This window comes from Streptomyces fradiae ATCC 10745 = DSM 40063 (assembly GCF_008704425.1).
Taxonomy (GTDB): Bacteria; Actinomycetota; Actinomycetes; order Streptomycetales; family Streptomycetaceae; genus Streptomyces; species Streptomyces fradiae.
This window is the reverse complement of the sequence record NZ_CP023696.1, coordinates 1187109-1212904: the sequence shown is the minus strand read 5'-3', so window position 1 is coordinate 1212904 and position 25796 is coordinate 1187109. Positions and strand designations below refer to the sequence as shown.

Sequence of the window (25796 nt, the reverse complement as noted above, 5' to 3'; positions counted from 1 at the left end):
CCTGCCCCTGCCCGCCGGCCCCGCGCCCGCGGGCGGGGCGCCCGACGACCGGCCGCCCGCCGCGGCGCCGCGCACCGTGTTCCTGCTCGCGCACACCGGGCGGCCCGCCGCCGTGCGGAGCGCGGAGCTGGTCGTGCTGGGCCTGCTGCGCAGCGGCATCGGCGTGCGGGTACTGGCCGCGGAGGCCGCCGACCTGCCGCTGCCGCCGGCCGTGGAGACCGTCCCCGAGGCCACGCCCGACGTCCTCGACGGGTGCGAGCTGCTGATCGTCCTCGGCGGCGACGGAACGCTGCTGCGCGGCGCCGAGTTCGCCCGCGCGTCCGGCGTGCCGATGCTCGGCGTCAACCTGGGCCGGGTCGGCTTCCTCGCGGAGGCCGAGCGGGACGACCTGGACAAGGTCGTCGACCGGGTCGTCACACGGGCGTACGAGGTCGAGGAGCGGATGACCCTGGACGTCGTCGTCTACGACAACGGCGACGTCCTGCACACCAACTGGGCGCTCAACGAGGCCGCCGTGCAGAAGGTCGCGCCCGAGCGGATGCTGGAGGTCGTCCTCGCCATCGACGGGCGCCCGGTGACCGGTTTCGGATGCGACGGTGTGATCTGCGCGACACCGACCGGCTCCACCGCGTACGCCTTCTCCGCCGGTGGCCCGGTGATCTGGCCGGAGGTGGAGGCGCTGCTGATGGTGCCGATCGGCGCGCACGCGCTGTTCGCCAAGCCGCTGGTCACCACGCCCGACTCGGTGCTGGCCGTGGAGGTGGAGCCGCACACCCCGGACGGCGTGCTGTGGTGCGACGGGCGGCGCACGGTCTCCCTGCCCGCCGGGGCGCGCGTGGAGGTGCGGCGCGGCTCGGTGCCCGTACGGCTGGCGCGGCTGCACCACGCGTCCTTCTCGGACCGGCTCGTCGCCAAGTTCGCCCTGCCCGTGTCGGGGTGGCGCGGCGCGCCGCACTAGCCGGGGCGGCGCCGGTGGCTGCCGGGACGCCGCCGATGGCTGCCGGGAGGGGCTGTCGAAGCTTGGAAGCGCGGCCGGGAGCGGCGCGCCGGCGGCCCTGGAGCGCGGCCGGGAGCGGCCGTCGGTGGCTTCGGCGAGCGGCTCGGCGCCGCCCGCGGCCGTCCCGCGGGCGCCACTCGCGCGGGTGATCGGACGGGCCCGCCACCCGGTCGTTCCGGCGCCGGGGGCGGGGCTCGTCGCATCGGGGCCCCCGGACCTCGTATGGTCTTCCACGTGTTGGAGGAGATGCGGATACGGTCGCTCGGAGTCATCGACGACGCGGTGGTCGAGCTGTCGCCCGGCTTCACCGCGGTGACGGGTGAGACGGGCGCGGGCAAGACGATGGTCGTGACCAGCCTGGGGCTGCTGCTCGGCGGGCGCGCCGACCCCGCCCTGGTCCGGATCGGCGCGTCCTCCGCCGTCGTGGAGGGGCGCGTGGGTGCCCCCGGCGCCGCCGTGACCCGCCGCGCCGAGGAGGCGGGCGCCCAGCTCGACGACGGGGCGCTGCTCATCAGCCGCACCGTCTCGGCCGAGGGCCGCTCGCGCGCCCACCTCGGCGGGCGGAGCGTCCCCGTGGGGCTCCTCGCGGAGCTGGCCGACGACCTGGTGGCCGTCCACGGCCAGACCGACCAGCAGGGGCTGCTCAAGCCGGCCCGGCAGCGGGCCGCGCTCGACCGGTACGCCGGGGACGCGGTGGCCGTGCCGCTCACCGCCTACAAGGCCGCCTACGGCCGGCTGCGGGCGCTCGACGCCGAGCTGGACGAGCTGACCACGCGGGCGCGGGAGCGGGCGCAGGAGGCCGACCTGCTGCGGTTCGGGCTCGCCGAGATCGAGGCGGTGGCGCCGCGCCCCGGCGAGGACGCGGAGCTGGCCGCCGAGGCGGAGCGGCTCGGGCACGCCGAGGCCCTGGCGTCCGCCGCCGCCCTCGCGCACAGCGCGCTGGCCGGGAACCCGGAGGACCCGGAGGCGGTCGACGCGACGACGCTCGTGGCGGGCGCGGGCCGCGCCCTGGAGGCCGTACGGTCGCACGACCCGGCGCTCGCCGCGCTGGCGGACCGGACGGGGGAGATCTCGATCCTCCTCGCCGACGTGGCCGGGGAGCTCGCCGGGTACGCGGACGGCCTGGACGCCGACCCGCGCCGGCTCGCCGCCGTCGAGGAGCGGCGGGCCGCGCTGACCGGGCTGACCCGCAAGTACGGCGAGGACGTCGCCGCCGTCCTGGCCTGGGCGGAGGAGGGCGCCGCCCGGCTGACCGAGCTCGACGGCGACGACGACCGGATCGCCGGGCTGACCACCGAGCGGGACGCGCTGCGCGCCGAGCTCTCCGGGCTGGCGCAGGCCCTGACGGACGCGCGGACGGAGGCGGCGGCCCGGTTCGCGGACGCGGTCACCGCCGAACTGGCGTCGCTGGCGATGCCGCACGCGCGGGTCTCGTTCGCCATCCGGCAGACCGAGGACCCGGACGGCGTGGAGGTCGGCGGGCGGCACGTCGCCTACGGGCCGTCCGGCGCGGACGAGGTGGAACTGCTGCTCGCCCCGCACCCGGGCGCCCCGCCGCGGCCCATCGCGAAGGGCGCCTCGGGCGGTGAGCTGTCCCGCGTGATGCTCGCCGTGGAGGTCGTCTTCGCCGGTACGGATCCGGTGCCGACGTACCTGTTCGACGAGGTCGACGCGGGGGTGGGCGGCAAGGCGGCCGTCGAGATCGGGCGGCGCCTCGCCAAGCTCGCGAAGACGGCGCAGGTCGTGGTGGTGACCCACCTGCCGCAGGTGGCGGCGTTCGCCGACCGGCAGCTGCTGGTGGAGAAGACCAACGACGGCTCCGTCACCCGGTCCGGCGTCACCGTCCTGGAGGGCGAGGACCGGGTGCGGGAGCTGTCGCGGATGCTCGCCGGGCAGGAGGACTCCGAGACCGCGCGGGCCCACGCCGAGGAACTGCTGGCCACCGCCCGCGCCGACCTCTGACCGGCGGGCGGCCCGGCCGGGGCTGCACGGCGGGGCCGCCCGCTCGGCGGGCCTGCGGCCGGGCCCCGGTGGCGCGTGGGGGCGGGTGGCGGGTGGCGGGTGACTCGCGGTCAGCTTCGGCCCGTGGCCCGTGGCCCGTGACCGGTGGCCGGTGGCCGGTGGCCGCCTGGCCGACGGTCCGTCCGGGGCCCGGGGCCGGGGCCCGGGACGACGCGGGGCATCGCGACGCCGGAGCGCCGCGGAGGGCCCGAGATAGGGTGGCGATCATGATCGAGCAGGGTGCGAGGGCCGCCGTCGTCGGCTCCGGTGTGGCCGCCGCGACCGCCCGCGCCGTGTACGCGGGGCTGCGGCGCCGCCGCCGTCCCGCCTGGGAGCGGGTCAACCACGCCGGCCGCCCGGTCGACCTGTACGCGGGCCCCGCCGTCGCCGCCGGCACCGTGCTCGGCGCCCTCTGCGCGGGCCCGCCCCGGCAGCGGGGCGCCGCCGTGCTGGCCGTGCTGGCCGGGGCCGCCTGCGGGGCCTACGACGACCTGCGGGGCGACCACCGGCGCGGCTTCCGGGCCCACCTGGGCGCCCTGCGGCGGGGCGAGGTCACCAGCGGGGCCGTCAAGCTGCTCGGGATCGGCGCCGCCGGGCTCGCGGCGGGCGCGCTGCTCAAGGAGCGGCCCGTCGACCGGCTGCTCGCCGCCGTCGTCGTCGCGGGCGCCGCCCACACCGTGAACCTCGTCGACGTGCGCCCCGGACGCGCCGGGCTCGCCGTGCAGGTCCTCGGCGCCCCCGGCCTCGCTCGGGGCGTCCCGGTCGCCGCGGCGCCCATGGGCGCCGCGGCGGTGGTGCTCGGCGACGACCTGGCGGAGCGGACGATGCTGGGCGACACCGGGGCGCACGCGCTCGGCGCGGCCCTCGGCGTGGCCGTCGCCGCGGGGAACGGGCGGCTCGGGACGGCCCTGCACGCCGCCGCGTTCGTCGCCGCGGCCGTCGCGGGGGAGCGGGGAGCGGGGAGCGGGTGAGCATGGCCTCGGGTGCGCGGGTGCGCGGGTGCGCGGGTGCGCGGGTGCGCGGGTGAGTGGGTGAGCCGCCTCGTGCGCTCACCCGTGTGGGTGATGTCCGTGGCGGGACGCCCCGCCCCGGCGGGGCAAAGTGGCGAGAAGCGGCGGGTCCCGTCCGCGAGCGGTGCCGGAACGTGCGTACGGACTGGCATCCTTGGCGGGTGACACAGCTGCGTACGGTCCAGGTGCTGGGCGGCGGCGGCGCGGGCAGCAGCGCTCATGTCAGATCACTGGCCGCCGGGCTCGTGGCGAGGGGCGTGCGGGTGACCGTGTGCGCCCCCGCCGAGCTGGACCACACCCATGACTTCCTCGGCGCCGGGGCACACGTCGTCCCGATGCCCCCGCGCAACGACCCGCTGACCGTGGGCGCGCTGCGCGCCGTCTGCGCGGGCGCCGACGTCGTCCACGCCCACGGCCTCAACGCCGGCGTGCGGTCCGCGCTGGCCCTCGCCGCGCACCGGGTGCCGCTCGTCGTCACCTGGCACACCCGGCCGCACGCCGAGGGCGCGCGGGGGCACGTGCTGCGGCTGATGGAGCGCAAGGCGGCGCGGGCGGCGGACGTCGTGCTGGCCACGTCGTCGGAGCTGGTCGACCGGGCGCGGCGGCGGGGCGCCCGCGACGCCCGCCTGGGCGCGGTCACCCTGCCCCCGCCGAGCGGCCTCGGAGACCTGCCGGGCGAGAAGGCGCGGGCCGAACTGGGCGCGGTGGGACGGCCGCTGGTGGTGACGGCCGGTCCGCTGGAGCCGTACCGCGGATACGGCGCGCTGCTGGACGCGTCACGGCGGTGGCTGGGCCACGACCCGGTGCCGCTGGTGGCCGTCGCCGGTGACGGACCCCGGCGGGCCGCGCTGCAGCGGCGCGTCGACACCGAGGGGCTGCCGGTGCGGCTGCTCGGGGCGCGCGGCGACGTGGCGCAGCTGCTCGCGGCGGCCGACGTGGCGGTGCTGGCCGGCCGCTGGGAGGCGCGGGCGCCGCTCGCGCAGGCGGCGCTGCGGCTGGGCGTCCCGCTGGTCGCCACGGCGGTGGGCGGGGTGCCGGAACTGGTCGGGGACGCGGCGGAGCTCGTACCGTACGGGGACTCCGTGCGGCTCGCCGCCGCCGTGTCGTGGCTGCTGGCCGATCCGGCGCGGCACGCGGAGCTCGCGGCGGCCGGGCCCCGGCAGGCGGCGACCTGGCCGACCGAGGAGGAGACCATCGCCCAGGTGCTGAGCGTCTACGACGAGCTGCGCGCCGGGCGGGGCCGCCACCTCCCGGACTGGTGACGGGCCGTCAGGTCAGGCGGCGGGCCCGCAGGGCCAGCGAGAGCGCCAGCACGGTCTGCGGGTCGTCCAGGTCCGTGCCGAGCAACTCCCCGATCCGGGCCAGCCGGTTGTAGAGCGTCTGGCGGTTCAGGTGCAGCTCCCGCGCCGTCTCCGCCTTGCGGCCCGCGTGGGCCAGGTACGTCTCCAGGGTCGGCAGGAGCGGGCCGCGCGCCGCCGCGTCGTGCTCCCGCAGCGGGCCGATCGCCCGGTCCACGAACGCCGCCAGCGCGGCGCCGTCGTGCCGGTGCAGCCGCCACAGCAGCAGGTCGACGTCGAGGCGCCGGGCGTCGTGCCACGGCCGCTCCGGCAGCCCCCGCGCGGCGTCGGCCGTCTCGGCGGCGTGCCGCAGCCCCGCCGACGCCGCGGCCCAGCCGCCCGCCACGCCCACCACGACGACCGGTGGCCGGCCCTCCGGCCGGTCCAGGCCCGCCCGTTCGGCCCCGGCCCGCAGCGCGGTGGCCACCCGGTCGGCGACCGCGCCGCGCTCCGCCTCCGCGCGCAGCCCCACCAGCAGGACGATCCGCCCCTCCACCGGACGGACGCCCACCAGGACGGGCACCCCCGCCCGGGACAGCTCCTCGGCGACGGCCCGCGCCGGAAGCGCCCACCCGCCGGCCGGGGCGCCCTCGGCGGCCGGCCGCATCACCACCGGCAGCAGCGGCCCGCCACCCGGCCGGAAGCCCAGGACCGCCGCCTGCGCGGGCGCGTCCTCCGCCCGGATCCGGCCCTCCGCGAGGTCGGTCAGGAAGTCGCCGCGCCCCCGCGCGGCCAGCTCCTCCTCCTGGCGCGCCTGGAGCAGGACGACCGCCAGGAGGCCCGCGGCGCGCTCCGCCGCCATCCGGTGCACCGGCAGCAGCGGGCCCGCCACCGCGAGCGCCACCAGCCGCGCCCGCACCCCGCCCGGCCCCTCGCCGCCCGGTACGTCGACGAGCACCGCGCCGGCGGGCGCGGCGCCGCCCTTGCCGCGCAGCCCCTCCCACACCCGCAGCGGCTCGGTGCCCGGAGCGCCCGCACCGCCGTCCGCCCCGTACAGCAGGCGGCCGTCGGCGGTCTCCAGGAAGACGGGGTTGCCCGCGAAACCGGCCAGGATGCGCAGGACACGCGGCACCCCGCCGCCGCCCAGCAGCGCCTCGGTGCACTGCCGGTGCACCTCATCGGCCCGGCGCAGCAGCGCGTAGTGGCCGTTGACGATCTCGGTGTGGACCTCCTCGGTCACCGACACGAACGGCACCTCGCGGTGCAGCTGCACCAGCGGCAGCCCGGCCGACCGGGCGGTGTCCACCAGGGCGCCGGGCAGCCGGGCGAACCGCGCGCCCAGCTCCACCACGAGGGCGGCGATCCCGCGCTCGGCCAGCCGCCGCACGAAGACCCGCTGGTCGGCCGGGCGGGCGCCGATGCCGATGCCGGTGGTGAGCAGCAGTTCGCCGCCCTTCAGCAGCGACGCGATGTTCGGCACCTCGCCGGCGTGCACCCACCGCACGGTCCGGTCCAGCCGGCCGGCGCCGGCCACCACCTCGGGGAGCCCGCCCCGCAGCGCGGGCAGCTCCAGCGCCCGCCGCACGGTGATCCCGCCCTGTTCCTCCATGGCCCGGACGCTACCGCCTCCCGGCCGGCGCCGGCCGGGGCCGTCGCGGGCCGGGAACGGCGCCCACCGGGAACGCCGCCGACCGGGGCCGTCGCATACCGCGGGCGGCGGCTCGGGCCGGAGTACCACGGGTCCGGCCCCAGGCGCGCCGAGCGGGCGCAACCGGTCACCGCGCGGGCACCCCCGCCGACCTGGCCGGCCGGGGCCGTCACCGCCCCGGCCACCGCCCCGGCGACCGGCCGAGCGCGGTCCGGCCACCGGCCGAGCGCTGTCCGGCGACCGGGGCGGGCGAGGCCGGGTTCCGCAAGGCGCCCCGTCGGACGGGCACGGCCGCCCGGCCGCGCGGTCCCCTCAGCCCCCGTACGCCCCGCTCGCGGTCAGGCGCAGGGCCGTGTCGATGAGCGGCACGTGGCTGAACGCCTGCGGGAAGTTGCCGACCTGGCGCTGGAGGCGCGGGTCCCACTCCTCCGCCAGCAGGCCGAGGTCGTTGCGCAGGGCCAGGAGCTTCTCGAACAGCTTGCGGGCCTCGTCGACGCGGCCGATCATCGCCAGGTCGTCGGCCATCCAGAACGAGCACGCCAGGAAGGCGCCCTCGTCACCGGGCAGGCCGTCCACGCCCTCGTGGGAGCCCTGCGTCGGGTAGCGCAGGATGAAGCCGTCCTCCGTGGACAGCTCCCGCTGGATCGCCTCGATGGTGCCGATGACCCGCTTGTCGTCCGGCGGCAGGAAGCCCATCTGCGGGATGAGCAGCAGCGCCGCGTCCAGCTCCTGGGAGCCGTACGACTGCGTGAAGGTGTTGCGCTCCGGGTCGTAGCCCTTCTCGCACACGTCCCGGTGGATCTCGTCGCGCAGCTCGCGCCACCGCTCCAGCGGGCCGTCGGCGTCCCCGGACTCGATCAGCTTGATCGTGCGGTCGACGGCCACCCACGCCATGACCTTGGAGTGGACGAAGTGGCGGCGCGGGCCGCGCACCTCCCAGATGCCCTCGTCGGGCTCGTTCCAGTGCTTCTCCAGGTAGTGGATCAGCTTGAGCTGGAGGAGCGAGGCGTAGTCGTTGCGGGCCAGCCCGGTCATGTGCGCCAGGTGCAGGGCCTCGGTGACCTCGCCGTACACGTCGAGCTGGAGCTGCGCGGCGGCGCCGTTGCCGACGCGGACCGGGGTGGAGTTCTCGTAGCCGGGCAGCCAGTCCAGCTCCGCCTCGCCCAGCTCGCGCTCGCCCGCGATGCCGTACATGATCTGGAGGTTCTCCGGGTCGCCCGCGACCGCCCGCAGCAGCCACTCGCGCCAGGCGCGGGCCTCCTCGCGGTAGCCGGTGCGCAGCAGCGAGGAGAGCGTGATCGCCGCGTCGCGCAGCCAGGTGTAGCGGTAGTCCCAGTTCCGCACGCCGCCGATGTCCTCCGGCAGGGAGGTGGTCGGCGCGGCGACGATGCCGCCGGTCGGCGCGTACGTCAGCGCCTTGAGGGTGATCAGGGAGCGGACCACCGGCTCCCGGTAGGGGCCGCGGTAGGTGCAGTGGTCGACCCATTCGCGCCAGAACTCGGTCGTCGCCTCCAGCGCGCCCTCCGGGTCGGGCAGCGGGGGCTGCGGGTGGTGGGAGGGCTGCCAGCTGAGGGTGAAGGCGATCCGCTCGCCCGCGGCGACGGTGAAGTCGGCGTACGTCGTCAGCTCCTCGCCGTACGTCTCCACCGGCGTGTCCAGCCACACCGAGTCGGGGCCGGCGACGGCGACCGTGCGGTTGTCGACCTTGTGGACCCAGGGCACGATCCGGCCGTAGCTGAACCGCATCCGCAAGCTGGAGCGCATCTCCACCCGGCCGCTGACGCCCTCGACGATCCGCACCAGCTGCGGCGCGCCGTCGCGGGGCGGCATGAAGTCGGTGATCCGCACGGTGCCGCGCGGTGTGTCCCACTCGGATTCGAGGATGAGCGAGTCGCCCCGGTACTGGCGGCGGTCGGCGGCCGGGGGCTCGGTGCCCTCGGCGTGCTCCGGACCGATCCGCCAGAATCCGTGCTCCTCGGTCCCGAGGATTCCTGCGAAGACGGCATGCGAGTCGAAGCGGGGCAGGCACAGCCAGTCGGCCGTGCCGTCCCGGCAGACCAGGGCGGCGGTCTGCATGTCTCCGATGAGTGCGTAGTCCTCGATGCGCCCGGCCACGTGCAATCTCCAGTCGAACGGCCACGTTCGCCCCGTGGGGCGCTTACTGGGGTCAGGGTCAAGGATCGTTGACGCGAGAGGGGGTCCCGGACGACGGGCGGGGTGGTGCCTTCTGTGGGGGCCTGACTCGGCAACGGGTGTCCGAGCAGGATACGACGCGCCCGCCCCCTCTGTGTGATCTTCCTGGTAGACGCTGGTCATCCGGATGCTCCGGACGGGTGAGCGCGTACCCCGTCACGCGGGGCGTGCACCGGACCTGCTCGTTTCAGTTGCGCACAGGCCCGCACGCATCCGCGCAGGACCGAACAATGGCCGAAAATGACGGGCGCGTGGCCGGAACGCGCCGCCCCTCCGTCGCTGATACCCTGGTAGCCCGTGGACCGGTGGGCGCCGCAGAACCAATCGGCGGCCCCCGAACCGCAGCGACGGCACCCCCGGAGACCTCGGGTCCCACCCCAGGGCTCCTCCGGGTCGGCAGCCGGTACGCACCTCCAGACCGACCACGGGAGCCCCCTCTTGGCCATGCCGCCCGCTGCTTTCCGAAACAGCACAGCCACGACGACCAAGCACATCTTCGTCACCGGGGGTGTCGCCAGCTCCCTCGGAAAGGGCCTGACCGCCTCCAGCCTGGGTGCGCTCCTCAAGGCGCGGGGCCTGCGGGTCACGATGCAGAAGCTCGACCCGTACCTGAACGTCGACCCCGGCACGATGAACCCGTTCCAGCACGGCGAGGTGTTCGTCACCAACGACGGCGCCGAGACCGACCTGGACATCGGCCACTACGAGCGCTTCCTCGACGTCGACCTCGACGGCTCCGCCAACGTCACCACCGGCCAGGTGTACTCGACGGTCATCGCCAAGGAGCGGCGCGGCGAGTACCTGGGCGACACCGTGCAGGTCATCCCGCACATCACCAACGAGATCAAGCACCGCATCCGCCGCATGGCGACCGACGACGTCGACGTGGTCATCACCGAGGTCGGCGGCACGGTCGGCGACATCGAGTCGCTGCCGTTCCTGGAGACCGTCCGCCAGGTCCGCCACGAGGTCGGCCGGGACAACGTCTTCGTCGTGCACATCTCCCTCCTGCCGTACATCGGCCCGTCCGGCGAGCTGAAGACCAAGCCGACCCAGCACAGCGTCGCCGCGCTGCGCAACATCGGCATCCAGCCCGACGCGATCGTGCTGCGCGCGGACCGGGACGTGCCGACCGCCATCAAGCGCAAGATCTCGCTCATGTGCGACGTGGACGAGGCCGCCGTGGTCGCCGCCATCGACGCCAAGTCGATCTACGACATCCCGAAGGTGCTGCACACCGAGGGCCTCGACGCGTACGTCGTGCGCAAGCTGGACCTGCCGTTCCGCGACGTCGACTGGACCGTCTGGGAGGACCTGCTCGACCGCGTCCACAACCCGGAGCACGAGGTCACGGTCGCCCTCGTCGGCAAGTACATCGACCTGCCCGACGCCTACCTGTCGGTGACCGAGGCCATGCGCGCCGGCGGCTTCGCCAACAAGGCCCGGGTCAAGGTCAAGTGGGTCACCTCCGACGACTGCAAGACCCAGGCCGGCGCGGCCCAGCAGCTCGGCGACGTCGACGCGATCGTCATCCCCGGCGGCTTCGGCGAGCGCGGCGTCGACGGCAAGGTCGGCGCGATCCGGTACGCCCGCGAGAACGGGGTCCCGCTGCTCGGCCTCTGCCTGGGCCTGCAGTGCATCGTCATCGAGGCCGCGCGGAACCTCGCGGGCATCCCCGACGCCAACTCCACCGAGTTCGACGCGGCCACCTCCCACCCGGTCATCTCGACCATGGAGGAGCAGCTCGCGTACGTCGAGGGCGCCGGCGACCTGGGCGGCACCATGCGCCTGGGCCTCTACCCGGCCAAGCTGGCGGAGGGCTCCATCGTCCGCGAGGCCTACGGCGACGAGCCGTACGTCGACGAGCGGCACCGCCACCGCTACGAGGTGAACAACGCCTACCGCGCCGAGCTGGAGAAGAAGGCCGGCATCGTGTTCTCCGGCACCTCGCCGGACAACAAGCTCGTCGAGTACGTCGAGTACCCGCGCGACGTCCACCCCTACCTGGTCGCCACCCAGGCCCACCCGGAGCTGCGGTCCCGGCCGACCCGGCCGCACCCCCTCTTCGCCGGGCTGGTGAAGGCCGCGGTGGAGCGGCAGCGGGCCGCGAAGTCCGGCGCGTGACGGCCTAGCCGCGAGCGATACGGTTGACCGGGGTGCGGGTCCACAGGGACCCGCACCCCGGTTCACGTTGCTGAGGAGGACGACCGCATGACCATCAAGGACGCCCCGGCCGAGTGGCGGGTCACCGCGACGCAGACCCCGTTCAAGGGGAACAAGACGAGTGTCCGCACGGACGAGGTCGTCATGCCGGACGGGTCGGTCGTGCGCCGCGACTACCAGGTCCACCCCGGTTCGGTCGCCGTGGTCGCCCTCGACGACGACGACCGCGTCCTCGTCCTGCGGCAGTACCGGCACCCCGTGCGGCAGAAGCTGTGGGAGATCCCGGCGGGCCTGCTCGACGTGCCGGGGGAGAACCCGCTGCGCGCCGCCCAGCGCGAGCTGTACGAGGAGGCGCACGTCAAGGCGGAGGAGTGGCGCGTCCTGACCGACGTGTACACCACGCCGGGCGGCTGCGACGAGGCCGTACGGATCTTCCTGGCGCGGGGCCTGTCGGAGGCCGAGGGGGAGCGGTACGAGGCGGCCGAGGAGGAGGCCGACATGGAGGTCGCCCGGGTGCCGCTGGCCGAGCTGGCGCGCGGTGTCCTCGCGGGCGACCTGCACAACAACTGCCTGGTCGTCGGCGTCCTGTCGGTGCTGTCCGCGCGGGCGGGCGACGGGCTGGACGCGCTGCGGCCGGCGGAGGCCCCCTGGCCGGCGCGGCCCTTCGAGGCGTGAGGCGCCCCCGGACGCCGGGCGCGCTCCCGGCCGGGTGCCTCGCCGCCCGGCCCCGGTTCCCCGCTCCGGGCTCCGTGCTCGTCCCCGGCTCCGGGTTCGGTCCGGCCCCGGCTCCCGGGTTCGGTATGAAGATCGGCTGATCCGATCGAGTGATGTGCGGGCCGCGCTCCGCACGGAACGCCCCCGCCGCTGAACTACGCTCGGATCACCCGCCGGAGACCCGGCGGGAGGAGCACGTTGGCGCAGGCGGACGGGAGCGTGACCCGTGACGGACCAGGCGGTGAACATCGGCGATTCCAAGCCCCCCGCACCCGACGCGGACGCCCCGGCCCGGCAGGGCCCCGGGTCCGGGCTGCGGGAGGCGGGACGCCCCGTCCCCGCCCCGGCCCCCGGTCGCCGCGCGGGCGGCGACCCGCCCCCGGCCGAGGCGCCCCCGTCCCGCCGCCCCGGCGACCGCGCCGGGGGCGGCCCCGAGGGCCGCGCCGCCGACCCGGCCGGGGCGGCCGGCGACGACCGGGCCGAGGGGAGCCCGGAGGGCTCGGGAACGGACCGCCCCGCGACGCCTGCGGGCTCGGGGGAGGGCCGCCCCGCGACCCGGCGGCGATCAGGGGAGGGCCGCCCCGCGACCCGGGCGGACGGCCGCCCCGCGGACGCGGCGGCCCCGCCGGACGGCCCCCGGCCGGCCACCAAGCACGGCACCCCGCCCGGCACGACGATCACCCCCGGTACCGGCCCCGGCCCCGGCCCGCGTACCGGCGGCACGCCCGCCCCCGCCGGCGGTGGCACCGGGCGGCGGGCGGGGGGCGGCGAGGACGGCCGGGGGCAGGGGGGCGCCCCTGCGGGGCAGGGGGAGCGGGACAGGGTGTTCTTCGGGCGGGCGCGGGAGATCAAGGCGTTGCGGGCGGACATCTCGCGGGCCGGGCTGGACACGCTGGCCGGGCGCAAGGCCCCCCGCGCGCGGGTGCTGCTCATCGCCGGGCGGCCCGGATCGGGCCGGACCTCGCTGGCCGAGCGGCTCGTGCGCGACCTGGAGCGCGGCTACCGCGACGGCGTCCTGCGCGTCCGCCTCACCGAGCCGGGCGGCGAGCCCGTACCGGTCGAGCGGGCCGCCCGCGCGCTCCTGGCCGACCTCGGGGTGGCCGCGCCCGCGGGGGCGGGCGAGGACGACGTCAGCGAGCTGCTGCGGGGCGCCCTCCTGGAGCGGCGCGCCCTGCTGCTCCTGGACGACGCCGCAGACGCCGAGCAGGTGGACGCCCTCCTGCCGGACAACCCCGGCTGCCTGGTCGTCGCCGTCGCGCGCGGCCCGCTGACCGGCATCCCCGACGTGCGCCCCTGCACGGTCGGCGGGCTGGACGTGAAGGCCGCGGTCGAGCTGCTGGAGACGTACGCCGGGTCGGTGCGCGTCACCGTGGACCCGCAGGCCGCCGAGACGCTCGCCGAGCTGTGCGCGGGCCAGCCCGCCGCGCTGGTCCTCGCGGGCGGCTGGCTCGCCGCGCGTCCCACCGCCTCCGTCGCCGACCTGGGCAAGCGGCTGCGGGCGGTGCCGGACGACGACGGCCGCCCCGCCGCGCTGCGTCCGCTGGCGCGGGCGTTCCGCCTGGCGTACGAGGCGCTGCCCGCGCCCGGCGCGCGCGCCCTGCGGCTGCTCTCCCTCGCCCCGCTGGGCAGCGCCGACCCGCAGACCCTGTCCGCGCTGGCCGGCTGCTCGGTGTCGGCCGCCGAGGTGCTGCTCGACGGGTTCGTCGCGCTCGGCTTCGTACGGCGGGCCCCGCACGGGCAGTACGAGGTGCCGGGCTGCCTGGCGCCGTTCCTCGCGGAGCGGCTCGCGGCGGAGGACCGGCCCGGTGAGACGCAGCTGGCGCGGGCGCGGATGCTGGAGCGGACCGTGCGGCTCCTCCAGTCCTGCCGCGCGGTCACCGAGCCGGAGGGCAGCCCCGCGCGCCGCCGCCTCGCCGGGCTGCCGCGCGCCCTGCGCTTCCCGCACCGCGCCGCCGCGGCCGACTGGCTGGACCTGCGGCAGCCCGCCCTGCTGGCGTGCGCCCGCCTCGCCGTGGCCGACGGGGAGCTGGACACGCTGGCCCGCCGCCTGATCGCCGCCCTCGTGCGGGCCCTCGCCGCGCACCGCGGCACCGAGGCCGCCGCGCCCGAGCTGTACGGGCTGCACGGGCTGGTCCTCGACGTCGCCGAGCGGCGCGGTCTGCACCGCGAGCGCGCCGCCGCCCTGCTCAACCTCGCCGACCTCGACGCCGGCACCGGCCGCACCCGCGAGGCCCTGGCCCGCTACCGGGCGGCGCTGGACGCGGGGCGGCTGGCGAGCGATCCGTACGCGACCGGCCGGGCGATGGAATCCGTCGGCGGCGCCCACCAGCAGCTGGGCGACTGGCAGCGGGCCGCCGACTGGTACGGCAGGGCCCTGGCGCAGCGGCTGGCCCGCGGCGAGCGGGCGGACCAGGCGCGGCTGTACGGCAGGCTCGGCGCCGTCCACACCTACGCGGGCCGCTACGGCGAGGCGCTGCGCGACTGGCGGGCCGCCGCCGCGGCCTACCGGCGCCTGGGCGATGTGGCGGGCCACGCGCGGGCGTTGAGCGAGGCGGCGCGGGTGCAGGAGTACGCGGGCCGCCCCGAGGACTCGCTGCGCACCTGCGAGGAGGCCGTCGAGTGGGCGCGGCGGGCGGGCGACGAGCGGCTCCACGCCGCGCTGCGGCTCCGCCTCGCCGACACCCTGGACCGCCTCGGTGACCCCACGGCGGCCCGGCTGCACCGCGCGGCGGCCGAGGGGCTCCTCGGATCCGGTTCCGCAGGTCAGGGGTCCAGCGGTCACCCCTCGCCCTCTACCTACGAAATCCGCAGTGAGGTTCAGAAAGATTAGTGCTTTGCAAGGCTAGACAGCTGCAAGTCCTTCATTAGACTGGGTGCGCCGCGTTAACCGCGGTGTATCCCGATGTGTCCTGCAACACACGGGTATGTGTCACCTTGAAGCGCCCTGCGCGCTTTGCCCCCCTTATACCCCTGATTCAAGGACCGTGATCGACGATGAAGGTCGGCATCCCCCGCGAGGTCAAGAACAACGAGTTCCGCGTCGCCATCACCCCCGCCGGTGTGCACGAGCTCGTCCGCAACGGCCATCAGGTCTTCGTCGAGCAGAACGCCGGTGTCGGCTCCTCGATCACGGACGACGAGTACGTGGCCGCGGGCGCGCGCATCCTGCCCACGGCCGACGAGGTCTGGGCCACCGCGGACCTGCTCCTGAAGGTCAAGGAGCCCATCGCGGAGGAGTACCACCGCCTCCGCAAGGACCAGACCCTCTTCACCTACCTCCACCTCGCCGCCTCCCGCGAGTGCACCGACGCCCTGCTGGCCTCCGGCACCACCGCGATCGCGTACGAGACGGTCGAGACCGCGAACCGTGCGCTCCCGCTGCTGGCCCCGATGTCCGAGGTCGCCGGCCGCCTCGCCCCGCAGGTCGGCGCCTACCACCTGATGCGCGCCAACGGCGGCCGCGGCGTCCTGCCGGGCGGCGTGCCCGGCGTGGTCCCGGCCAAGGCCGTGGTCATCGGCGGCGGTGTCTCCGGCTGGAACGCCACGCAGATCGCCGTCGGCATGGGCTTCGACGTCACCCTGCTCGACCGCGACATCAACAAGCTGCGCGAGGCGGACAAGATCTTCGGCACGAAGGTCAAGGCCGTCATGTCCAACTCCTTCGAGCTGGAGAAGGCCGTCCTCGACGCCGACCTCGTCATCGGCGCCGTCCTCATCCCGGGCGCCAAGGCCCCGAAGCTCGTCACCAACGAGCTGGTCTCCCGGATGAAGCCCGGAAGTGTCCTTGTCGACATCGCGATCGACCAGGGCGGCTGCTTCGAGGACTCGCGTCCCACCACGCACGCCGACCCGTCCTTCCCCGTCCACGAGTCGATCTTCTACTGCGTGGCCAACATGCCGGGCGCCGTGCCGAACACCTCCACCTACGCCCTGACCAACGCCACGCTTCCCTACATCGTGTCGCTGGCCAACAACGGCTGGGTCGAGGCGCTCCGCCGCGACCCGGCGCTCGCCAAGGGCCTCAACACGCACGACGGCAAGGTCGTGTACCGGCAGGTCGCCGAGGCGCACGGCCTCGACCACGTGGAGCTCGCCTCCCTCATCGGCTGACGCCGCTCCGTGACACCCCGTCAACCGCCCGCCCGTGCAGGGTGATCGGCGCCACGGGGTCAACGGGCGACGTCAACCTCACGCATCCGGCCGGACCTTGGCGACGGGGTCCGGCCGGACGTGTGTCCGCCCGCGTCCGCACGCCGCCTCAAGTCGCCTCGAACGTAACCCTTCAACCGATTCGCGCCCCCGTGAAAGGACGGGATCGAGGCCCCCGCACCCTTGACAGAACGGGGTTCGACCGCCGACACATCCCGCCGCGTCCGGCCGATTGTGTTGCTGCGGAGCGGTGACACGCCATAGAGTCGCCAACCGTCGGCATGGTGCCACGCTGACCTATCGATAAGTTTCCTGGTCCCGTCCAAGGAGGTAAGACGACTTGTGAATGAGTCGACATTTACTCCCGGGGCCGCGCGACCAGGAACGCCGACGGCCGGCCACGCCGGCCCGCCACCCGGGCCCGGGGCCGCCGGATCGGCCGCCGTCCGGACGTACGCCACGCACCAGCACCTGACGACACCCCACACGATGAAGATGATGGACGGCCAACACGTGAACGCCATGGCCGGCAACGAGAGTGGCCGAGAGTCCACCCACTTCGCCGCCTACGACGAGCTGCCCGAGGGGCACTTCTACGACCCCGACGCCGAGTACGAGCCCGATCCCGAGTACGCGGCCACCCTCGCGCCCGACGCCGCCCGGCAGCGCCGCGAGCGGATCGGCCCGACCGGCCGGCCCCTGCCGTACTTCCCGATCCCGGGCCCGCTCACCGAGCACGGCCCGGCGAAGATCATCGCGATGTGCAACCAGAAGGGCGGCGTCGGCAAGACCACGTCGACCATCAACCTGGGCGCCGCGCTCGCGGAGTACGGGCGGCGGGTGCTCCTCGTCGACTTCGACCCGCAGGGCGCCCTGTCCGTCGGCCTCGGCGTCAACCCGATGGAGCTCGACCTCACCGTCTACAACCTGCTCATGGAGCGGGGCATGTCGGCCGACGAGGTCCTGCTGAAGACGGCCGTGCCCAACATGGACCTGCTGCCGAGCAACATCGACCTGTCGGCCGCGGAGGTGCAGCTCGTCAGCGAGGTCGCCCGCGAGTCCACCCTGCAGCGCGCCCTCAAGCCGCTGCTCCAGGACTACGACTACATCGTGATCGACTGCCAGCCGTCCCTCGGCCTGCTGACCGTCAACGCGCTCACCGCCGCGCACAAGGTGATAGTGCCGCTCGAGTGCGAGTTCTTCGCACTCCGCGGGGTCGCGCTGCTCACGGAGACCATCGAGAAGGTCCAGGAGCGCCTCAACCCCGACCTGGAACTCGACGGCATCCTCGCCACCATGTACGACTCGCGCACCGTCCACAGCCGCGAGGTCCTCGCGCGCGTGGTCGAGGCGTTCGACGACCACGTCTACCACACGGTCATCGGCCGGACGGTCCGCTTCCCGGAGACCACGGTCGCCGGCGAGCCCATCACCACGTACGCCTCGAACTCGGTCGGCGCGGCCGCCTACCGCCAGCTCGCCAGGGAGGTGCTCGCCCGGTGTCACGCCGAGTGAGTCTGCCCGGAGCCGACGAGCTGTTCCGTACGACCGGGGGCACGGCGCTGCAGGCGTCGACGCCCCGACGCCAGCCCGCCGGGGAGACCGCCAAGGTCCCCGGCCAGGGCGGCGAGCAGGACCCGCCCCCCGAGGAGCACGCGACCGCGGCCGGGGAGGCGCGGGCGCCCCGCCGGACCCGCGCCCGGACGGCGGCCGACGAGGCGGAGCCCGGCGCGGCGGACGCCCCCGCCCCGCCCGCCACGGCCCCCAAGGCCGCGCCCCGCGCCGCTGCGGCGGCGTCCGGGACGGAGCCCGGCACCGCCGCGGCCCGGCGGGGGCGGCGCACCCCGAGCCGCCGGCCCAGCGGGCGCGAGCGCCACGACGAGAAGATCACCGTGTACGTGTCCGCCGAGGAGCTGATGGACCTGGAGCACGCGCGCCTGGTCCTGCGCGGCGAGCACGGCCTGGCCGTGGACCGCGGGCGCATCGTCCGCGAGGCCGTCGCCGTGGTGCTGGCGGACCTGGAGTCGCGCGGCGACGCGAGCATCCTCGTACGGCGGCTCAGGGGCCGCTGAGCGCGACCCGCGCCGCGCGTGGCGCGCGACCGGGCGGGCGCGCCCGGTACCCTACGGGGCCGCCCGTCCCGTACGCCCGCTCTTGGACCCCCATGCGCCCGAACCGCCCACGCCGCCGCCCCCTGGGCGCCGGCCCCGCCGCGCCGCCCCCGGCCGGCCCCGGCACGCCCCACGCCGCCGCGCCCGCAGCGCCGGACACGGGGGCCCCGGGCGCGGCTCCGGAGGCCGGGACACCGGGCGCGGCGGCGGGGCACGGAGTCCCGGCCGGCGCGCCGCGGGAACCGGCGGAGCGCGCGGCCCCGGCGGGGCCCGGCGGCCCGGTGGGGCCCGGCGGCCCGGTGGGGCGGGACGATGGCACGGGGGCGGACCCCGACACGCCGACGCCCGCGGACCCCGGCGCGAACCGGGACCCCGACACGCCGACGGCCCGCGCCGCGACGGCGGCCGGCGACACGCCGGTGGACGGTGACGCCCCGGCGGCGGGCGGTGACGTCCCGGCGGGCGGTGAGGCGGCGGCGGGCCGCCAGGCGGTGCCGGACAGCGGCGTCCCGGCGGGCGGCGAGGGCGACCGGGGCGGGCGGTTCACCGTGCGGCTCGCGAACTTCGAGGGGCCCTTCGACCTGCTGCTCCAGCTCATCGCCAAGCACAAGCTGGACGTCACCGAGGTGGCGCTGTCGCGCGTCACCGACGAGTTCATGGCGCACATCCGGGCCATGGGCCCCGACTGGGACCTGGACCAGGCGACCGAGTTCCTGGTCGTGGCCGCGACCCTGCTCGACCTGAAGGCCGCCCGGCTGCTGCCCGCCGCCGAGGTGGAGGACGAGGCGGACCTCGCGCTGCTGGAGGCCCGCGACCTGCTGTTCGCCCGGCTCCTCCAGTACCGCGCGTACAAGCGGGTCGCCGCGATCTTCGCCGAGCGCCTGGCCGACGAGGCGCTGCGCCACCCGCGCACCGTCGGGCTGGAGCCCCACCACGCCGAGCTGCTGCCCGACGTGGTGTTCTCCATCGGCCCCGAGGGGTTCGCCGCCCTCGCGGCGCGGGCCATGCGGCCGAGGCCGGAGCCGCAGGTGTACGTGGACCACATCCACGCCCCGCTGGTCAGCGTCCGGGAGCAGGCGGCGATCGTCGTGGCGCGGCTGAGGGAGCGCGGGGAGGCCCGGTTCGCCGAGCTGGCCGAGGACGCGGACGACACCCTCACCGTCGTCGCCCGGTTCCTCGCCCTGCTGGAGCTGTACCGGGACAGGGCCGTCGCCCTCGACCAGGACGTCCCGCTGGGCGAGCTCACGGTCCGCTGGACCGGCGGCGAGGCGGAGGCCGAGGTCACCGACGAGTTCGACCGGGCGGCGGAAGGAAGGGAAGGGGAGCGGACGTGACGGACGACGGGAACACGGCGGGCGGCGGGGACGCGGCGGACGATGGGGACGCGCTGGGCGGCGGGAGCGTGGCGGCCGACCGGGGCGCGACGGGCGCCGACCGGGGTGTGCCGGACGCCGACCGGGGCGCGACGGGCGCCGACGCCCCGAGCGGCGGCGGGGACGCGACCGGCGGCCGCACCCCGGACGGCGAACGGGGTGTGCCGGACGCCGTGGAGCTGAAGCCCGCCCTGGAGGCGGTCCTCATGGTCGTCGACGAGCCGGCCGCCGAGGCGCACCTCGCCAAGGTCCTCGGGCGCACCCGCCGCGAGGTCGCCGACGCGCTGCGCGAGCTGGCCGACGAGTACGACGCCCAGCGGCGCGGCTTCGAGCTGCGCCGGGTCGCGGGCGGCTGGCGGTACTACACCCGGCCCGCCTACGCCCCCGCCGTGGAGGGGTTCGTCCTCGACGGCCGCCAGGCCCGCCTCACCCAGGCGGCGTTGGAGACGCTGGCGGTCATCGCGTACCGGCAGCCGGTGAGCCGTTCGCGCGTCTCGGCGGTGCGCGGGGTGAACTGCGACGGGGTCATGCGCACCCTCCTCCAGCGCGGGCTGGTGGAGGAGGCGGGCACGGAACCCGGAACAGGTGCGATCCTGTACAGGACGACGAACCACTTCCTGGAGCGGATGGGCCTGCGCGGCCTGGACGAACTGCCGGAGCTCGCGCCCTTCCTCCCGGAGGCGGACGCGGTCGAGGCGGAGTCGCGGGAAGGGGTCCCGTCATTTGATCCGGATGCACCGGATTCCGAAGACGCAGACGACAAGACGGAACTGTGATGCGAAGCAGCAGCGGCAGGAACAGCAGCGGAAACAACGGCGGGAGCCGTGGTGGCAACAGCGGCGGCCGCGGCAGTGGCGGAGGCCGCGGCAACCACCGGGGAGCCGGTGACAGCCGCGACGACCGCAGGCAGGGCGGCGGCAACCCGCGCCGCCCCCGCCCCGAGGAGCGCTCGTACGACGTGGGCGGCGGCTCCGCCGAGGCGCCCCGCCGCGGGCGCGGCGCGGCGGCCCGGGGGGGCGCCAAGGGCGGCCCCCGCCAGTCCCCCCAGCGCGGCGGCGGCCGCACCACCCCGGCCCGCCCCCGCGAGCTGGACGCCCGGATCGAGGAGCGCAACCGCGAGCGGTACGCGGACAAGCCCCAGCGGTCCCCGCAGCCGGGCCAGGAGGGGGAGCGCCTGCAGAAGGTCCTCGCCCGCGCCGGGTACGGCTCGCGCCGCGCCTGCGAGGAGCTGATCGAGGACGCCCGCGTCGAGGTCAACGGGTCGATCGTCGTCGAGCAGGGTCTGCGCGTGGACCCCGACAAGGACGAGATCAAGGTCGACGGGCTGACCGTGGCCACGCAGTCGTACCAGTTCTTCGCGCTGAACAAGCCCGCCGGCGTCGTCTCCACCATGGAGGACCCCGACGGCCGCCAGTGCCTGGGCGACTACGTCACCAACCGCGAGACCCGCCTCTTCCACGTGGGGCGGCTCGACACGGAGACCGAGGGCATCATCCTGCTCACCAACCACGGCGAGCTGGCCCACCGCCTCACCCACCCGAAGTACGGTGTGAAGAAGACCTACCTGGCCGCCATCACCGGCCCGCTGCCGCGCGAGGTGGGCAAGCTGCTCAAGGACGGCGTGCAGCTGGAGGACGGCTACGCCCGAGCCGACCACTTCCGGGTGATCGAGCAGACCGGCAAGAACTACCTGGTCGAGGTCGTGCTCCACGAGGGCCGCAAGCACATCGTGCGCCGCATGCTCGCCGAGGCGGGCTTCCCCGTGGACAAGCTCGTCCGCACCGCCTTCGGACCCATCCAGCTCGGGGACCAGAAGTCCGGCTGGCTGCGCCGCCTGACCAACACCGAGGTCGGCATGCTGATGCGGGAGGTCGGTCTCTGACCGCCCCCGCCTCCCGGTGACGCGGAAGCCCGCGGCCCCACGGCCGCGGGCTTCCTCGTCACCGCGGGGGCCCGCGCCCCGCCACCCCGCACCGCGTCCGCCCCGCACCCGGCCGCCCCGCACCGCGTCCGCCCCGAGCCCCGCGTCCCTGCGCCCGCCCGTGCCGCCGGCCCCGCGCCCGCGTCCCCGCGGTCCCTCCGTCAGCGCCGCCGCCCTCGTGCCGCCGCCCTCGCGCCGCCGTCTGCCCGCCGGCCGGCGCCGGCCGCCTGCTCGCCGGGAGGCCGCGCCCCGCCGCGAGGCGGGGGACCGCCGACCGTCGTCCACCGCGCGGCGGCGCGCCGCCGTCCCTTCCCCCGTCGCCGTGCGGCGGACCTCGCGGCCACGGCGTCCACGCGCCGCGCTCCCGTCAACCGCCGTACGGCCGTCCTCCTCCGCCCCGGCGCCTCTCGCCGAACCGGCGTCCCTCGCCCACCGGCCGCCCTTCTCCGTGCGGGCGCTCCCTCGCCGTACCGCTGCCCTGTCGTCGTACCGCTGCCCTGTCGTCGTACCGCCGCCCTGTCGCCGTACCGCCGCCGTCGCCGTACCGGCGCCCCCGCGCCGTACCGGCTCCCGCCGTCGCACAGCCCTCCGCCCCCGGAGGACTCGCCCGTCGGCGGCCGGGCGCGGGCAGGGCCGGTCCGGCGGCGCCGACGGCCGGGGACCCGCCGGCCGGGGCGCCCGTGCCGCGCCGTAGCGGGCCTCCGCGCTTGTGGCGCCGCCCCCCGGCCCTTTATAGTCAAGCTGACTCTTAAGGATCGTCCTCCGGAGCAGCCATGCCCGCCCAGGTGCCGAGCGGCTACGACCCGCGCGCCTTCGAACCGTTCGCCGTCACCGTCGACCTCGCCGTCTTCACCCTCCGGGAGAACCGGCTGCACGTGCTGCTCGTCCGCCGCGGCGAGGACCCCCACCGGGGCCGCTGGGCCCTCCCCGGCGGCTTCCTCCAGCCGCGCGAGTCGGCCGGCGCCGCCGCCCGCCGCGAGCTCGCCGAGGAGACCGGACTCTCCGCCGCCACCGCCGCCCACCTCCACCTGGAGCAGCTGCGCACCTACAGCGACCCCGACCGCGACCCGCGCATGCGCGTCGTCTCCGTCGCGTACACCGCGCTCGGCCCCGGCCTGCCCGAGCCGCGCGGCGGCGGCGACGCCCTGGACGCCCGCTGGGTCCCGCACGGCACCCAGGGGCCGCTCGCCTTCGACCACGACGCGATCCTCGCCGACGCCCACGAGCGCGTCGGCGCCAAGCTGGAGTACACCTGCCTCGCCACCGCCTTCTGCCCGCCCGAGTTCACCCTCGGCGAGCTGCGGCAGGTCTACGAGGCGGTGTGGGGCGTCCCGCTCGACCGCCCCAACTTCCGGCGCAAGGTCCTCGCCACCCCCGGCTTCGTCCGCCCCGTCGAAGGCCCGCCGCGGCTCACCGGCGGGCGGGGGAAGCCCGCCGCCCTCTACCGGGCGGGCGACGCGACCGCCCTCCACCCACCCCTGCTGCGCCCGGCACGGCCGGAACGACGGGAGACCACCGCATGACCACCGACACCCGCACCACCGCCCCCCGGCGGACCGCCGCCAAGCGGGCCGCCACCGGCGCCCTCGTCGGGCTCGCGCTCGGCGACGCGATGGGCCTGCCCACCGAGTTCATCGACGTACCGAGGATCACCAGTTGGTACGGGCCCTGGCGGGACCTGCCGCTGCCCGAGCCCGCCCGCGTCACCGACGACACGCAGATGACCCTCGCCGTCGGCCGGGCCCTGGACGCCGCGGCGGCCGGTGGCCCGCTCGCGCCCGGGCGCCTCGCCGGGGCGCTGCGCGCCGAGTTCGTCGACTGGGCCCGCTCGCCCGAGAACAACCGCGCCCCCGGCCGCACCTGCCTGGTCGCCTGCGGACTGCTCGCCGCCGACCGGCCCTGGCAGGAGGCCGCCCAGATCGGCTCCAAGGGCTGCGGCGCCAACATGCGGGTCGCGCCGGTCGGCCTCGTCCCCGGCCTGGACGAGGAGCAGCGCGCCGGAGCCGCCCAGCTCCAGGCGGCGCTCACCCACGGCCATCCCACCGCGCTCGCCGCCTCCGACCTGACCGCCCACGCGGTGCACCTGCTGGCGCGGGGCGCCGAACCCCTCGGCCTCGTCGGGCTGCTTCGCTCGTACGCGTACGAGAACCGCTCCCGCTACCACGAGAGGTGGCTCGGCGACCTGTGGACCCGCGCCCAGGACCCCTCGCCCGCGCACTTCGCCGCACGCGGCTGGGACGAGTGCCTCGCCATGCTGGAGCGCGTCGCCGCGGCGCTGCGCACCGCCAACCCGGAGACCGACCCGTGCCTGCTCACCGGCGAGGGCTGGATCGCCGAGGAGGCGCTGGGCACCGCGCTGCTGTGCTTCCTCATGTTCCCCGGCGAGCCGCTCACCGCCCTGCGGCGGGCCGCCTGCACCAGCGGCGACTCCGACTCCCTCGCCTGCCTCGCCGGCGCCTTCGCGGGGGCCCACCTCGGCGCGTCCGCCTGGCCCGAGTCGTGGGCGCGGCGGGTCGAGTACCGCGACGGCCTCCTCGCCCTCGGCGCGCTCTGGGACGCTTGAGAGGTGATCGAGCACCTAGACCTCTCCGCGGTGGCCGAGGAGCAGCCCGACGGCCTGGTCTTCGCCACCGTCTCCGGCGCCCACCTGTACGGCTTCCCCTCCCGCGACTCCGACGTGGACCTGCGCGGGGCGCACCTGCTGCCCGTGGAGGCGCTGATCGGGCTGCGCGAGGCGGAGGAGACCCGCAGCCGCATGTGGCTGCGGGACGGCGTGGAGATGGACCTGGGCACCCACGACCTGCGGAAGTTCGCCCGGCTGATGCTGCGCCGCAACGGCTACGTCCTGGAGCAGCTGCTGTCCCCCCTGGTCGTGCGCAGCGGCGGCACGCACGCCGAACCGGCCGCCCTCGCACCCGGCCTGGTCACCACCCACCACGCCCACCACTACCGGGGATTCGCCCGCACCCGGTGGCGGCTCTTCGAGGGGAACGGCGAGCCGAAGGCGCTGCTGTACACCTTCCGCGCCCTGCTCACCGGCATCCATCTGATGCGCTCCGGCCAGGTCGTCGCCCACCTGCCGACCCTGACCGGCACGGTGGGGGAGGCCCCCGCGTACCTCGGCGACCTGATCGCCGCCAAGGCGGAGGCCGAGCACGGCCCGGCGGCCGGGACCGACCCGGAGCGGCTGCGCGCCGACGTGGAGGCCCTGCACCGGGTGCTCGACGACGCCCAATCCGCCTCCCGGCTACCCGAGGCCGTCACCGGGGCGGTGCACGCCGCGCTCCACGACGTCGTCGTACGCGCCCGCCTGGAAGAACCCGCCCGCCTGGAAGAACCCGCCCGCCCGGAAGGGGCCGCCCTCCCGGGAGAGCGCGTCGAGGGCTGACCGCAGCCGGGTCCGGAACAGGAAGTCCTCCACCCGGGCCCGGTCCGGCTCCGCCGGCAGCGGCGACGACGGCAGCGCGGCCTCCGCCTCCTCGCCCAGCCGCGCCATCCACGCCTCCACCTCGGCCCACGCCACCTCGCCGCGCCGCACCGCGAGCAGCCGCTCCCGGCCGTCGCCCACGTCGAGGACCAGCTCGCCGGTGCGCAGCAGGTCCCGGCAGACGGCGAGCAGCCGCAGCAGGTGCATGGCGTGCTTCCAGCGGGGCGCCCCGCGCTGCCGCACGTCCGCCTCCAGCTTCCGGCGCTGCGAGAGCGCGTACCGGGTGAACGTGTCGTACGCCCGCCGGGACAGGAACGCGCCGCGCAGCGCCAGCAGCTCCCGGCCGGTCGCGTCGGCGTGCTCGACGAGCGGCGAGTGCAGGCACTCCAGGATGTTGGGGTTGCCTCGCAGGGCCAGCTCGCAGAAGCGCTCCAGCTCCCAGCTGAACTGCTCCGGCGCGGGGCCCTCCACGTGCGTGGGCGGCTTGGCGAAGGCCCACTGGGCGGGCGTCGGGGCGAGGAACACCCCGCGCCGGTCGGTGTCGCTCTCCTCCGTGGCCAGCCCGAAGGCACGGGAGCCCATGACGCAGGAGTAGACCGTGTGGTCGCGCACCAGCGCCTGCGGTGTGATCCGTGTGAAGTCGCCCGGCATGGCGACGACCCTAGCCCCCGGCGCCGCACGGCCGTTCGGGAGCCCGGTCCCACCCGTCGAACGGCCGCGCGGCGCCCCGCCGCCGTTGACTAGGCTGGACGCGCGCCCGCACGCCCCCGCCCGCACGGCCCCCGACCGACCGCCCCACCGCCCGCGCCCCC

Annotated in this window: 18 protein-coding genes and 1 pseudogene; 16 read left to right on the top strand and 3 right to left on the bottom strand. The window is 76.4% G+C overall.

Annotation, left to right across the window (positions count from 1 at the left end; translation table 11 throughout):
* Window position 1 precedes the first annotated feature (1 nt).
* The 4 genes from CP974_RS05220 to CP974_RS05205 all read left to right on the top strand — a co-directional run bounded on the left by CP974_RS05220 (window position 2) and on the right by CP974_RS05205 (window position 5270).
* A complete protein-coding gene (locus tag CP974_RS05220; protein ID WP_373276784.1) occupies window positions 2–958 on the top strand; it encodes an NAD kinase in 957 nt (318 codons plus the stop codon).
* 261 nt (window positions 959–1219) lie between these two features.
* The gene (recN, locus tag CP974_RS05215) at window positions 1220–2959 is read left to right on the top strand and encodes a DNA repair protein RecN (protein ID WP_031130934.1); all 1740 of its coding nucleotides are present in this window, start codon (window positions 1220–1222) and stop codon (window positions 2957–2959) included.
* 266 nt (window positions 2960–3225) lie between these two features.
* Window positions 3226–3969, top strand: a complete 744-nt coding sequence (locus tag CP974_RS05210) for a hypothetical protein (protein ID WP_031130933.1) — start codon at window positions 3226–3228, stop codon at window positions 3967–3969.
* Window positions 3970–4169: 200 nt separating this feature from the next.
* Window positions 4170–5270 carry a glycosyltransferase family 4 protein gene (locus tag CP974_RS05205; protein ID WP_031130931.1) on the top strand — a complete coding sequence of 367 codons (1101 nt, stop codon included), beginning with the start codon at window positions 4170–4172 and terminating at the stop codon, window positions 5268–5270.
* 7 nt (window positions 5271–5277) lie between these two features.
* On the opposite strand, the gene CP974_RS05200 is transcribed toward CP974_RS05205, so the two are convergent.
* Both CP974_RS05200 and CP974_RS05195 read right to left on the bottom strand, forming a co-directional pair.
* Complete coding sequence (locus tag CP974_RS05200; RefSeq protein ID WP_031130929.1) at window positions 5278–6894, bottom strand: PucR family transcriptional regulator; 1617 nt, start codon at window positions 6892–6894, stop codon at window positions 5278–5280.
* 351 nt (window positions 6895–7245) lie between these two features.
* Complete coding sequence (locus CP974_RS05195) at window positions 7246–9048, bottom strand: glycoside hydrolase family 15 protein (RefSeq protein WP_031130927.1); 1803 nt, start codon at window positions 9046–9048, stop codon at window positions 7246–7248.
* Window positions 9049–9570: 522 nt separating this feature from the next.
* Between CP974_RS05195 and pyrG the strand changes: the two genes are divergently transcribed.
* The 12 genes from pyrG to CP974_RS05135 all read left to right on the top strand — a co-directional run bounded on the left by pyrG (window position 9571) and on the right by CP974_RS05135 (window position 24945).
* Window positions 9571–11250, top strand: a complete 1680-nt coding sequence (gene pyrG, locus CP974_RS05190) for a CTP synthase (RefSeq protein WP_031130925.1) — start codon at window positions 9571–9573, stop codon at window positions 11248–11250.
* 87 nt (window positions 11251–11337) lie between these two features.
* On the top strand, window positions 11338–11964 hold the full coding sequence (locus CP974_RS05185) for an NUDIX domain-containing protein (protein ID WP_031130923.1): 627 nt from the start codon (window positions 11338–11340) through the stop codon (window positions 11962–11964).
* Window positions 11965–12826: 862 nt separating this feature from the next.
* Window positions 12827–14833: a tetratricopeptide repeat protein gene (locus CP974_RS05180; RefSeq protein ID WP_078915883.1), complete on the top strand. Its 2007-nt coding sequence runs from the start codon at window positions 12827–12829 to the stop codon at window positions 14831–14833.
* A 164-nt stretch (window positions 14834–14997) separates the two neighbouring features.
* The gene (gene ald, locus CP974_RS05175) at window positions 14998–16113 is read left to right on the top strand and encodes an alanine dehydrogenase (protein ID WP_031136153.1); all 1116 of its coding nucleotides are present in this window, start codon (window positions 14998–15000) and stop codon (window positions 16111–16113) included.
* 528 nt (window positions 16114–16641) lie between these two features.
* The gene (locus tag CP974_RS29990; RefSeq protein WP_028964422.1) at window positions 16642–17667 is read left to right on the top strand and encodes a ParA family protein; all 1026 of its coding nucleotides are present in this window, start codon (window positions 16642–16644) and stop codon (window positions 17665–17667) included.
* Window positions 17664–18224 (top strand): hypothetical protein, encoded by a 561-nt coding sequence (locus tag CP974_RS05165; protein WP_031136150.1) that lies wholly within the window; start codon window positions 17664–17666, stop codon window positions 18222–18224. The genes CP974_RS29990 and CP974_RS05165 overlap by 4 nt, the downstream gene beginning before the upstream one ends.
* Window positions 18225–18562: 338 nt before the next feature.
* Window positions 18563–19597 (top strand): segregation and condensation protein A, encoded by a 1035-nt coding sequence (locus CP974_RS05160; RefSeq protein WP_234327596.1) that lies wholly within the window; start codon window positions 18563–18565, stop codon window positions 19595–19597.
* 245 nt (window positions 19598–19842) lie between these two features.
* Window positions 19843–20412, top strand: coding sequence for an SMC-Scp complex subunit ScpB (gene scpB, locus CP974_RS05155; protein WP_231717371.1), 570 nt, complete (start codon window positions 19843–19845; stop codon window positions 20410–20412).
* Window positions 20412–21518 carry a pseudouridine synthase gene (locus CP974_RS05150; protein WP_031136864.1) on the top strand — a complete coding sequence of 369 codons (1107 nt, stop codon included), beginning with the start codon at window positions 20412–20414 and terminating at the stop codon, window positions 21516–21518. The genes scpB and CP974_RS05150 overlap by 1 nt, the downstream gene beginning before the upstream one ends.
* Window positions 21519–22330: 812 nt before the next feature.
* Window positions 22331–23080 carry an NUDIX hydrolase gene (locus CP974_RS05145; protein ID WP_031136640.1) on the top strand — a complete coding sequence of 250 codons (750 nt, stop codon included), beginning with the start codon at window positions 22331–22333 and terminating at the stop codon, window positions 23078–23080.
* The gene (locus CP974_RS05140; RefSeq protein ID WP_031136638.1) at window positions 23077–24120 is read left to right on the top strand and encodes an ADP-ribosylglycohydrolase family protein; all 1044 of its coding nucleotides are present in this window, start codon (window positions 23077–23079) and stop codon (window positions 24118–24120) included. Before CP974_RS05145 ends, CP974_RS05140 begins: the two co-directional genes overlap by 4 nt.
* Window positions 24121–24123: 3 nt before the next feature.
* Window positions 24124–24945, top strand: a complete 822-nt coding sequence (locus tag CP974_RS05135; protein ID WP_078915916.1) for a nucleotidyltransferase domain-containing protein — start codon at window positions 24124–24126, stop codon at window positions 24943–24945.
* 81 nt (window positions 24946–25026) lie between these two features.
* Here CP974_RS05135 and CP974_RS30930 read toward each other — a convergent pair.
* Window positions 25027–25566: pseudogene (locus CP974_RS30930) on the bottom strand (nucleotidyltransferase domain-containing protein); the annotation flags it as partial.
* Window positions 25567–25796 lie beyond the last annotated feature (230 nt).

Excerpts from the sequence above, each read along its gene's own strand:
- CP974_RS29990 (WP_028964422.1), top strand. The coding sequence starts at position 16,642 with ATGAAGATGATGGACGGCCAACACGTGAACGCCATGGCCGGCAACGAG.
- CP974_RS05210 (WP_031130933.1), top strand. The coding sequence starts at position 3,226 with ATGATCGAGCAGGGTGCGAGGGCCGCCGTCGTCGGCTCCGGTGTGGCC.
- CP974_RS05145 (WP_031136640.1), top strand. The coding sequence starts at position 22,331 with ATGCCCGCCCAGGTGCCGAGCGGCTACGACCCGCGCGCCTTCGAACCG.
- scpB (WP_231717371.1), top strand. The coding sequence starts at position 19,843 with ATGGTCGTCGACGAGCCGGCCGCCGAGGCGCACCTCGCCAAGGTCCTC.
- CP974_RS05200 (WP_031130929.1), bottom strand. The coding sequence starts at position 6,894 with ATGGAGGAACAGGGCGGGATCACCGTGCGGCGGGCGCTGGAGCTGCCC.
- CP974_RS05185 (WP_031130923.1), top strand. The coding sequence starts at position 11,338 with ATGACCATCAAGGACGCCCCGGCCGAGTGGCGGGTCACCGCGACGCAG.
- ald (WP_031136153.1), top strand. The coding sequence starts at position 14,998 with ATGAAGGTCGGCATCCCCCGCGAGGTCAAGAACAACGAGTTCCGCGTC.
- CP974_RS05150 (WP_031136864.1), top strand. The coding sequence starts at position 20,412 with ATGCGAAGCAGCAGCGGCAGGAACAGCAGCGGAAACAACGGCGGGAGC.
- recN (WP_031130934.1), top strand. The coding sequence starts at position 1,220 with ATGGTCTTCCACGTGTTGGAGGAGATGCGGATACGGTCGCTCGGAGTC.
- CP974_RS05140 (WP_031136638.1), top strand. The coding sequence starts at position 23,077 with ATGACCACCGACACCCGCACCACCGCCCCCCGGCGGACCGCCGCCAAG.
- pyrG (WP_031130925.1), top strand. The coding sequence starts at position 9,571 with ATGCCGCCCGCTGCTTTCCGAAACAGCACAGCCACGACGACCAAGCAC.